Origin of the sequence: Pyxidicoccus fallax (assembly GCF_012933655.1) — a bacterium.
GTDB classification, from domain to species: Bacteria; Myxococcota; Myxococcia; order Myxococcales; family Myxococcaceae; genus Myxococcus; species Myxococcus fallax.
Map to the genome: position 1 here is coordinate 1 of NZ_JABBJJ010000409.1, position 10,392 is coordinate 10,392.

General features: G+C 70.0%; 6 protein-coding genes. 3 read left to right on the top strand and 3 right to left on the bottom strand.

What is annotated here, in order from left to right:
• The first annotated feature begins 154 nt into the window (after positions 1-154).
• Positions 155-1,675, top strand: a complete 1,521-nt coding sequence (locus HG543_RS46815; protein ID WP_169351467.1) for an Hsp70 family protein — start codon at positions 155-157, stop codon at positions 1,673-1,675.
• Between the two features lie 21 nt (positions 1,676-1,696).
• On the opposite strand, the gene HG543_RS46820 is transcribed toward HG543_RS46815, so the two are convergent.
• The gene (locus HG543_RS46820; RefSeq protein WP_246357799.1) at positions 1,697-3,661 is read right to left on the bottom strand and encodes a protein kinase domain-containing protein; all 1,965 of its coding nucleotides are present in this window, start codon (positions 3,659-3,661) and stop codon (positions 1,697-1,699) included.
• A 246-nt stretch (positions 3,662-3,907) separates the two neighbouring features.
• On the opposite strand from HG543_RS46820, the gene HG543_RS46825 reads away from it, so the two are divergent.
• A complete protein-coding gene (locus tag HG543_RS46825) occupies positions 3,908-6,052 on the top strand; it encodes a carotenoid oxygenase family protein (RefSeq protein WP_169351469.1) in 2,145 nt (714 codons plus the stop codon).
• A gap of 21 nt (positions 6,053-6,073) precedes the next feature.
• On the opposite strand, the gene crtI is transcribed toward HG543_RS46825, so the two are convergent.
• A complete protein-coding gene (gene crtI, locus HG543_RS46830) occupies positions 6,074-7,591 on the bottom strand; it encodes a phytoene desaturase family protein (protein ID WP_169351470.1) in 1,518 nt (505 codons plus the stop codon).
• Positions 7,592-7,732: 141 nt separating this feature from the next.
• Here crtI and HG543_RS46835 point away from each other — a divergent pair, with 141 nt between their 5' ends.
• Positions 7,733-8,647, top strand: coding sequence for a sensor histidine kinase (locus tag HG543_RS46835; protein ID WP_169351471.1), 915 nt, complete (start codon positions 7,733-7,735; stop codon positions 8,645-8,647).
• A 67-nt stretch (positions 8,648-8,714) separates the two neighbouring features.
• On the opposite strand, the gene clpX is transcribed toward HG543_RS46835, so the two are convergent.
• Positions 8,715-9,992, bottom strand: coding sequence for an ATP-dependent Clp protease ATP-binding subunit ClpX (gene clpX / locus HG543_RS46840; protein ID WP_169351472.1), 1,278 nt, complete (start codon positions 9,990-9,992; stop codon positions 8,715-8,717).
• Between the last annotated feature and the right edge of the window lie 400 nt (positions 9,993-10,392).

A 10,392-nucleotide genomic window follows, 5' to 3' on the forward strand; every position in this document is an offset into this window, starting at 1 on the left:
CCGCCCTCCTCCGCCCCGGACCCGGCGTGTCCCCCGGGGCCCCCTACCTCAGGGACCAGGGAGCCAGGGTGTGAGCGGACTCGCGCCCCTGCCCCGGGTGCGGTACGGTCGGTTCCTTCTCCCTGCGGTGCCCCCCACCCGGAGTCCAGACACGATGCACAAGGAGCCCATCATCGGCATCGACCTCGGCACGACGAACTCGTGCGCGGCGATTGTCGAGGACAGCGGGAACGTCAAGCTCATCCCCTACAAAGGGGGCGAGTACACCATCCCCTCCATCTTCGCGATTGATGACAAGGGCAACGAGCTGATCGGCTACGAGGCCAAGCGCCAGTGGCAGCTCAATCCCCGCAACACCATCTACGGCTCGAAGCGCCTGGTGGGTCGACCCTTCCAGAGCGATGTCGTCGAGACGATGCGCAAGGTCGTGGCGTACAACATGCGCCCCGGCAAGAAGAGCGACGTCACCCTGGACGTGGGGAAGAAGGAGTTCTCCCTCCAGGAGGTCAGCGCCAAGATTCTCGCGAAGATCCGCGAGGTGGCGTCCAACTACCTGAAGACGCCCATCAAGCGGGCCGTCGTCACCGTCCCGGCCTACTTCAACGACCGGCAGCGCCAGTCCGTGAAGGACGCGGGCAAGCTCATCGACCTGGAGGTGGTGCGCATCATCAACGAGCCCACCGCCGCCGCGCTCGCCTACGGCGTGGGCAAGGGGCTCAAGGAGAAGGTCGTCATCTACGACCTCGGCGGCGGCACGTTCGACGTGTCCATCATCGAGATTCGCGACCGGGTCTTCGAGGTGAAGGCCACCGGCGGCGACGTCTTCCTGGGCGGCATCGACTTCGATAACGCCATCATCCACCACGTCCTCAAGGACTTCGCGGCGAAGACGGGCATCGACCTCGCCACGGACCCGGTGGCCATGCAGCGCATCAAGGACCTGGCCGAGCGCACCAAGATTGACTTGTCCGCGCGCGAGGAGGTCCCCTTCAACATCCCCTTCATCACGATGACGGCCCAGGGCCAGCCCCTGAACATCGAGATGAAGTTCACCCGGAAGATGCTGGAGCAGCTCACCAACCAGCTCGTGGACCGCACGCTGCAGATGGTGGCGCGGGTGCTGGTGGACTCCGGGCTGTCCACGAAGGACGTGGACGAGGTGATGCTGGTGGGCGGCCAGACGCGCATGCCCATCGTCCAGGACCGGCTGACGAAGTTCTTCGGCAAGCCGCCCAGCAAGGGCGTGCACCCGGACGAGGCTGTCGCCATCGGCGCGGCGCTCTACGCGCACTCGCTGCAGGACGACACCAACCTGCGCATCCAGCTGTTGGACGTGATTCCCATGGCCATCGGCCTGGAGAAGGCGGGCGGCGCCTTCCACGTCGTCTTCCCGCGCAACGCGCCCATCCCCAACGCCAAGCAGCTGCTCGCCACCACCAGCATGGACAACCAGACCGAGCTGGCCATGCGCATCTTCCAGGGCGACAACGACATGGTGGCGCGCAACGACCTGCTGGGCGAGTTCACCTTCTCCGGCATCCAGCAGGCCCGCGCCGGCGGCGTGCAGGTGGAGATCACCTTCGACGTGAATGTGGAAGGCATCCTCACCATGCGCGCCCGCGACCCGGCCACGGGCCGCGAGATGAAGACCACGGTGCGCGTGACGCAGAGCTGAGACGCCCGCCCTGCCCTCCCGCTACCGGGAGGGCCGCGAGCCCTCGCCCCGGGCGGGCTCCACGTCCACGTACGGCGTGGGGTCGTCCGGGGCCACGTTGGTGTCCCCCTCGCGCCGCACCAGCGCGAACGTGGTGGCCTGCGCCTCCACGGGCGCGTACTCGAAGGGCTCCCGAGACGCCTCGCGCACGCGGGCGCTGACGAGCACCTGCCCCTTCGCGGCCAGCGCCGCCAGCCGCGCGGCGGTGTTCACCACGTCGCCCAGCACCGTGAAGTCCAGCCGGCCGGACGCCTTGGCGCCGATGCTGCCGGACACGAGGACGCCCGTGTCCAGTCCCATGCAGACACCGTGGGCATACGGGGCGCGCTCGCCTCCGCGGGTGGCGAGGACGGACAGCTGCTTGCGGATGGAGAGGCACGCCTCCTGCGCGCGGTCCACATGGCCGGGGCCGCGGAAGACGGCCATGACGGCGTCCCCGACGAACTTGTCCACCGTGCCGCCCCGGGCCAGCAGCTCCGGGACGATGGCCTCGAAGTTGGCGTTCAGCCGGCGCAGCGACTCGTCGGGCAGCTCCTGGTGGAGCACCGGGGTGAAGGCGTCCACGTCGATGAACGCCACCGTGCCCTCCACGCGCTCGCCGGCCAGCGCGTCCGAGCCCTGGAGCAACGGCGGCAGCCGCTCCAGCACGCCGCCCGGGACGAACATGCGCAAAAGGCCGTTCTCCTCGGTGTAGCGGGCGGTGCTGCGCAACTCGCGCACGTGCTTCAGCGTCTTGGCGAGCGTGGCCTCCAGGTCCGGGAAGTCGATGGGCTTGGTGATGAAGTCATACGCGCCGCGGTTCATCGCGGTGCGGATGTTGTTCATGTCGCCGTACGCGGAGACGATGATGACGCGGGTCAGCGTGCTGACCTCGCCGATGCGCGACAGGAACGTGAGCCCGTCCATGCGCGGCATGTTGATGTCGCACAGGACGACCTGGATGTCCGGGTGCTGGCGCAGCGCCTCCAGCGCCTCCTCGCCGTCCGAGGCGAAGAGGAACTGGTACACGGAGCGGCGGATCTGCTTGCGGAAGCTCTGCTCCATCAGCACGACGACGTCCGGCTCGTCATCCACGACGAGAATCTTCGCCGGCCGGGACGGGCGGCCCGCGTCCACCCGCGCGGTGAAGGCCGAGGCCAGCTCGTGCGCGGACTGGAAGCGGCGCGAGGGCTCCGGGTCCAGGGCGCGCGCGAAGAAGGCATCCACCTCCTTGCCCAGCTCGGGGACGAGGCTGGAGGGCGCCGGGGGTGGCGGCGGCACGTTGCCCAGGCGCATCTGCCGCAGCGCCTCCAGGCTGAACGGGTGCTGCCCGGTGAGCGCGCGGTAGGCCACGACGGACAGGGCCCAGAGGTCGCAGCGGTGGTCCAGCCGGGGCTCGATGCCGCGGAGCTGCTCGGGGCTCATGTAGCGGGGCGTGCCCGCCATGCTCTCCTCTGGGTGGGGCTGGGCCGTGCCGCCGGACATGAGGAGCGCCAGGCCGAAGTCGAGCACCTTCACGAGCTCGCCGCTCGCGGTGCGCGCGAGGTAGAGGTTGGCGGGCTTGAGGTCGCGGTGGATGACGCCCGCGGCATGGGCCGCCGTCAGCGCGCGGGCCGTCTCGGTGAGGAGCCGGTCCACCATGGCCAGCGACAGCCGCTCGCGGCGCATGAGGAGCGCCTCCAGGTCCTCGCCCTCGAGCAGCTCCATGACGATGTAGGGCGTGTCGCCGGACAGGTCGCAGTCGTGGACCTGGATGACGTGCGGGTTCTGCAGCCGGGCGATGGCCTGGGCCTCCCACTCGAACTGCTGGCGGGCCAGCGGCGCCGGGGCGGCGTGCGACGCCATCAGCTTCAGCGCCACGCGCCGCTGGAGCTTGGGGTCCAGCGCCACCCAGATGGTGCCCATTCCGCCCCCGGCGAGCCTGCGCTCCAGGACGTACCTGCCGCCGATGGTCTGGCGCTCGGACATGCCGTGTTCATCCATAGGGGGTGTGGCCTCGGGGGGGTCCGCCCCGTGCGGCGGGAGTCAGGGGACTCCCGTGAAGCAGGAGAATCATCTCACAGTGATTTCCGGCGGGGTACTGCGTGACACGGCGGACACCCCTTCCCCACCGGAGGGGAGGGGGACGGCCCCTGCGGGCCGGGGGGCTCGGGTGATAGCGTGGCCGCCTCCTCTCCGAGCGGTGAACCTTCATCCCGCGTCTGGAGTCCCCACATGTCCGAAGCAGCCAGGCGCCTGAAGCACCCCGCTCCCTCGTCTCGCGACGAGGTCCCCGAGCCCGACGGAAGGACGTACCCCGGGGTGAGCGTCCCGCCGGGGCCGAGGCCGGGCATGCCTCGCAACATGATGAACACCCGCCGGACGGAGTCCGTGGACGAGCCGCTGAAGGTGCTCGCGGGACGGCTCCCCGAGGACCTGCGGGGCCACGTCTTCGTGGCGGGGCCGAGCGTACGCGCGGGCACTCCCGCGCTGGCGTCGGACGGGCTCGTGCTGCGGCTGGACTTCGACGGAGCGGGGGCGAAGTTCACCCATGCCCTGATGCGCTCACCGTCGTACTACGCGCGCCAGCGGGTGGACGCGGGCGCGACGGCGCGGGGGCCGCTCACCCGGGCGCTGAACCGGTTCCGGGACACGACGCTGGTGCCGGCCTCGCTGACGCTCGGCATCCAGGAGACGCCCAACACGGCGCCCTTCCTCGTCGAGGGCGAGAAGCTGCTGCTGGTGACGACGGACGCGGGCCGCCCGTGGGCCATCGACCCGAGGACGCTGCGGGCCGTCACCCCGCTGGGCTACCGGCACGAGTGGGCCGCCGCGGCGCCGTCGCCCTGGGCCTTCCCGCTGCTGCAGGCCACCGCGCATCCAGCGGTGGCTCCCGAGCCGGCGCGGCCGGCCTCCCCGGAGGCGCCGGAGCGGCAGCGGCCCCGGCTCTTCTTCACGAACCATGGACCGAAGTGGCCGCTGGGGCCGGGCTACACGCAGCTGGTGAGCTGGGACACGTGGGAGCATCGGCTGCATCACTGGAAGCTCGTGGACGCGGCCACCGGGGCGGACGTGGTGACGGCATCGGTGCACCAGCTTGCCGTCACGCGGGACTACGTCGTCCTGCTGGACTCCAACTTCCCCATCAACTTCTGGAAGATTGCCTTCCAGGCGGTGGCGCCGGGGATGAAGCGGGCCGGGCGGCTGGTGGACTGGATGACGTCGGAGCCGTCGGCTCCGCAGGCGGTGTTCTGGGTGGTGAGGCGCGCGGACCTGCGGCCCTCGTCCGAGACGCTGTCCGCGGAGGACGCGCCGGCGGTGCCCGCGTACCGCTTCCAGTCGGGCGGCGGCGGGCTGCACCTGGCGGCGCTGTACGAGAATCCGGACGACGAACTCACGCTCGTGGTGGCGCACTCGCCCACGGAGGACCTCACCCACGCCTTGGAAGAGGGCGAGCCGCTCATCAACGGCGAGCGGGTGAAGGACTGGCAGGTGGGCATGTCCACGGCGGTGCCCGTCACGCGCAGCTCGGTGGGCGTGCACCGCATCGACATGAAGCGGCTGCGCATGCGCTCCAGCCTGTACTCGCATGACGACTTCACGTGGGGCCTGACGGTGTTCTCCGGGCCGGGGCTGGTGAATGGCGAGCTGGAGTCGCACCTGCGGATGAACGGCACCCCGGCGAACGACGTGATTCCGCCGGAGGAGCTGGCGCTCTACGTCAACTCGGATGGCTTCACGGCGGACATGGTGCCGGAGGCGCTGTACCAGCTCTACCGGCCCGTGGTGGGGGACAAGGAGGGGCTGCCCATCCGCGACGGTCGGGCGGCGAGCTTCTTCAAGTTCTTCGTCCACTCGGGGCGCTTCGAGGGCTACGTGCTGCCCACGGGCTGGTACGGCTTCGCGCCGCAGTTCGTGCCGAGCGCGCGCTTCCCCGCGGTGCCGCACTGGAAGGGCTACCTGGTGGCGCTGGTGGTGTCGGACCCGTCGGCGGCGCTGCCGCCGGACTCCACGGGTGACGAGGTGTGGATCTTCGACTCGCAGGACCTGGCGAAGGGGCCCATCTGCCGGCTGGGCAGCCGGAACTTCGAGATCGGCATGACGCTGCACACCACGTTCGTTCCGGAGGGGCTGCTGGCGGAGCTGGATGGGATGCCAGAGGGTGACGCCGAGCCCTACTGCGTGGACGTGGCGAAGGACTTCGATGTGGGGGCGCTGGAGAAGACGTACCTGGAATGGCCGGAGGAGCTGTTCCCCCGCGTGCCCAGGGCGCTGTTCGCACCGTGGCGGCTGGGCGTGAAGTGGGCGCTCAACTTCCCGAAGCTGCGAGAGGTGTTCGAGAAGGACGTGTACCCGCGCTTCCCACGCCCGCGGCGCTGAAGGAGGGACGGCGGCGAAGGCTCACGCGGCGCGGGCAATCACCGTGTCGACGATCTTCGCCGAGCAGAGCACGGCGGGCAGTCCCGCCCCGGGGTGGGTGCCCGCCCCCACCATGTACAGCCGCTCCACGTCCTCGCTCTTCGCCTGCGCCCGGAAGAACGTCGTCTGCCAGAGCGTGGGCGCGAAGCTGAACGCGGCCCCGCGGAACGAGCGCAGCTCGTCGCGGAAGTACTCCGGGGTGAAGACGCGCGACGTGGCCAGCTCCGCGCCCAGCCCGGGCAGCACCGTGCGCGACAGCCGCTCCTCGAGCGCGCGCCGGAACGGCTCGGCCCGCGTCCGCCAGGCCCCGCCCTCGCCCAGGTGCGGCACCGGCGCCAGCACGTAGAACGCGTCATGCCCCGCGGGCGCCAGCGCCGCGTCCGTGGCCGTGGGCCGGTGCAGGTACAGCAGCGGGTCCTCGGCCGGAGGCCCCGACCCCGCCAGCCCGGAGAACATGGCCCGGAAGTCCCGGCCGAACAGCAGCGTGTGGTGCGCCACCTCCGGGTACCGCCGCCGCGTGCCGAAGTACCAGAGGAACGCGCTCATCGAGTACCGCGAGCGTTGGATGCGCTCGTCCGTCCAGTGCCGCCGCACGTGCCCGGGCAGCAGGTACCGGTACGTCCACGCCACGTCCCCGTTGGACACCACCACGTCCCCCGGCAGCGACGTCCCATCTCCCAGCCGCACGCCCGTGGCCCGCCGGCCCTCCAGGGAAATCTCCGTCACCTCCGTGCCGTACCGCACCTCCCCGCCCAGCCCTTCCAGCAGCGACACCAGCCCGCGCACCAGCGCGCCCGTTCCCCCCACCGGGAAGAACCCGCCCCACCGCCGCTCCACGAACTGGATGGACGCATACACCGCGCTGGCCGGCTCGAAGGGGCTGCCGCCGATGAGCAGCGGATGGAAGCTCAGCGCCTGCCGCAGCCGCTCGTCCCGCACGTGCCGCGCCACCAGTCCATACATCGTGCGGAAGGCCTCGTCGCGCACCAGCGCCGGCGTGAAGGGCGCCAGGCTCGACAGGCGCGGCACCGGCGCGCTCATCAGCGGGCCGATGCCGCCCTCGTACATCCGCTCCACGCGCTCGCACAGCGTGTCGAAGCCCGCCGCGTCCCCGGGCGACAGCCGGCGCACGGACTCGCGCATCGCCTCCAGGTCGGTGTGGTAGTCGAACGCGGCCCCATCCGGGAACCGCATCCGGTACAGCGGCTCCACCGGCCGCAGCTCCACGTGGTCCGCGAGCCGCTTCCCCGCCAGCGCCCACAGCTCCTCCAGCAGGTGCGGGCACGTGACGATGGTGGGCCCCGCGTCGAAGGTGAACCCGTCCTGCTGAAACGCATTGGCCCGTCCCCCGGGGCCGTCCCTCCGCTCCAGCACCGTGACGCGCCAGCCGCGCGCCGCCAGCCGCACCGCCGCCGCCAGTCCGCCAAAGCCACTGCCAATGACGAGCGCGCGCCGCCCCCCCGGCCGCGTCGCCGTCCCCCTCGAAACCGAATGACTCATCACCGAGTGGCATGCATCTCACACTCGCCGCGGACACTCCAACCGGGCCGGTCTGTCCGAGCCGGGTTGCCTGCCCCTCGAAGCCGGCGCTAGCCTTTGACGTCAAAGGGGGCGCCCTCTGGTGACGCACGGGTGGAACCAATGACCGAGGACCCCGACCGCGCGCTGGAGCGCCGCGTGGAGGCGCTCACGTCCGAGCTCCAACACAAGGACGCGGAGCTGGCGGAGGCGCGCACCCGCCTGCATGAGCTGCAGCGCCAGCTCATGGACCAGGAGAAGCTCGCCTCCCTCGGCGCCCTCACCGCCGGCATCGCCCACGAGCTGCAGAACCCGCTCAACTTCGTGAACAACTTCTCCGAGCTGTCCTCCCGGCTGACGGCGGAGCTGGAGGAGTCCCTGCGCAAGCTGTCCGGACGGCTGGACGCGGAGGCGCTGGGCGAGGTGCTCGAGCTGCTGGAGGACCTGCGGCAGAACTCGCAGCGCATCACCGCCCACGGCAAGCGCGCGTCGGACATCATCCGGACGATGCTGCGTCACTCGCGGCGCTCCGAGGGGACGCGCTCCCGGGTGGACTTCAACACGCTCATCCGCGAGAGCCTGGGCCTGGCCGTGCAGGGCCTGAAGGGCCGCGCCGGCGCGGCCAGCGTGGAGACGCAGTCCGAGCTGGACCCGGCCGTGGGCACCGTGGAGCTGGTGGTCGGCGACATCGGCCGCCTGCTCATCAACATCGTCGACAACGCCTTCTACGCCACGGTGCAGAAGCAGCAGCAGGCCGGCGCCGGCTACGTCCCGCGCGTGCACGTGAGCACCCGCCGCGACGGCGACACGGTGGAGCTTCGCGTGCGCGACAACGGCCCGGGCATCCCCGAGCACCTGCGCGAGAAGCTCTTCCACCCCTTCTTCACCACCAAACCCGCGGGCGTGGGCACCGGCCTGGGGCTCGCGCTCTGCCAGGAAATCGTCCAGGAGCACCAGGGCGAGCTGCGCGTGGAGAGCCAGCCCGGCGACTACGCCGAGTTCATCATCACCCTGCCCGCGCCCCGCCTCGGCGCCTGAAACGCACAAGGCCCCTCTTCCCGCTGGGGAAGAAGGGCCCTGGCGCTTTTCAGGGAAGCAAGGCGGCTTACGCCGTCTTCTTCTCCTTCTCCATCACCAGCTGCGGAGGCTCATGCTTGGTGATGACCTGCTCGGTGATCTTGCACTCCTTGACGCCCTCGCGGAACGGCACGTCGTACATGATCTCCAGCATCGCGTCCTCCAGGATGGCGCGCAGGCCGCGCGCTCCGGAGTGACGGCGCATCGCCTCGCGGGCGATGGCGCGCAGCGCCTCCTTGGTGAAGGTGAGCTTCACCTTCTCCATCTCGAAGAGCTTCTGGTACTGCTTCACCAGCGCGTTCTTCGGCTGCGAGAGGATGGTGACGAGGTCCTCTTCCTTCAGGTCATTCAGCGTCGCAATCATGGGCAGGCGGCCGATGAACTCGGGAATCATCCCGAACTTCATCAGGTCCTCCGGCTCCGTCAGCGCCAGCAGCTCGCCCACGCTGCGCTCCTCGCGGTGGGTGATCTTCGCGCCGAAGCCCAGGCCCTTCTCACCCACGCGGCGCTTGATGACGCCGTCGATGCCGTGGAAGGCACCGCCGCAGATGAAGAGGATGTTCGTCGTGTCGACCTGGACGTACTCCTGCTGGTTGTACTTCTTCCCGCCGCGCGGCGTGACGTTGGCGCGGGTGCCCTCGATGATCTTCAAGAGGGCCTGCTGCACGCCTTCGCCGCCGACGTCGCGGGTGGCGCTCGGCATGTCACCCTTGCGGGCAATCTTGTCGATTTCGTCGATGTAGACGATGCCGCGCGCCGCCTTCTCCACGTCGTAGTCCGCGTTGTGGAGGAGGTTCTGGATGATGTTCTCCACATCCTCGCCCACGTAGCCGGCCTCGGTGAGGCTGGTCGCGTCGGCGATGGTGAAGGGAACATTGAGGAAGCGCGCCAGCGACTGGGCCAGCAGCGTCTTGCCGCTGCCCGTCGGGCCGATGAGCAGGATGTTGCTCTTGCTCAACTCCACGTCCTCGCCACCGGGGCTCTTCACGCCGGGACGGGGCCGGGAGGTCGGCTTCTTCTGGTAGATGCGCTTGTAGTGGTTGTACACCGCCACCGCGAGGACCTTCTTCGCTTGGTCCTGACCGATGACGTAGTCGTCGAGGAACGCCTTGATTTCCGCTGGCGTCGGCAGGCTGACCTGCGGCTTGCCCTCCTCACGCTCGTTCTCGTCCGCGATGATGTCGTTACACAGCTTGATGCATTCGTCGCAGATGTAGACCGTCGGGCCCGCGATGAGCTTGCGGACCTCGCGCTGCGACTTGCCGCAGAACGAACAGGACAGGTTGACGTGGTGCTCCTTCTTCACTGCCGCCTCCGAGTTCGCCGACCCCGGTTGTTCCGGAGCCTACTACGCCGTCCACCGCTCTCCCCTACCCTCACGGCATGCCCACGTCTCGAACAGCCGTCAGGCGCCCACCTACATGGGGCCCTCTTGGAACCACTATAGGGCCCTCCCCCTCGGGCAGGAAGCCCGGCGGTACAGGCCCGTTGCCGAGCGTACAGCCCCGACCCCGGGTCAGCGTTCAGTAACAGCGGTCTAGGCGTCCGTCACGCCCGCGGCAATGTCTTCGACATCCTCGGCCAGGGCGGCCGCCCGCTCGGCGACGGCGTTCGGGATCCGACGGCACCCCGCCAGCTCACTGGCGAGCTTCCGGGCGGCCTGGGCCAGCTTGCGCACCTGGGCGCTTTCGGGGGGGGGCTCGGGG

What these genes read in the sequence shown, in the direction of transcription:
- HG543_RS46825 (WP_169351469.1), top strand. Translation starts at nt 3,908, where the DNA reads ATGTCCGAAGCAGCCAGGCGCCTGAAGCACCCCGCTCCCTCGTCTCGC.
- HG543_RS46815 (WP_169351467.1), top strand. Translation starts at nt 155, where the DNA reads ATGCACAAGGAGCCCATCATCGGCATCGACCTCGGCACGACGAACTCG.
- HG543_RS46835 (WP_169351471.1), top strand. Translation starts at nt 7,733, where the DNA reads ATGACCGAGGACCCCGACCGCGCGCTGGAGCGCCGCGTGGAGGCGCTC.
- crtI (WP_169351470.1), bottom strand. Translation starts at nt 7,591, where the DNA reads ATGAGTCATTCGGTTTCGAGGGGGACGGCGACGCGGCCGGGGGGGCGG.
- HG543_RS46820 (WP_246357799.1), bottom strand. Translation starts at nt 3,661, where the DNA reads ATGTCCGAGCGCCAGACCATCGGCGGCAGGTACGTCCTGGAGCGCAGG.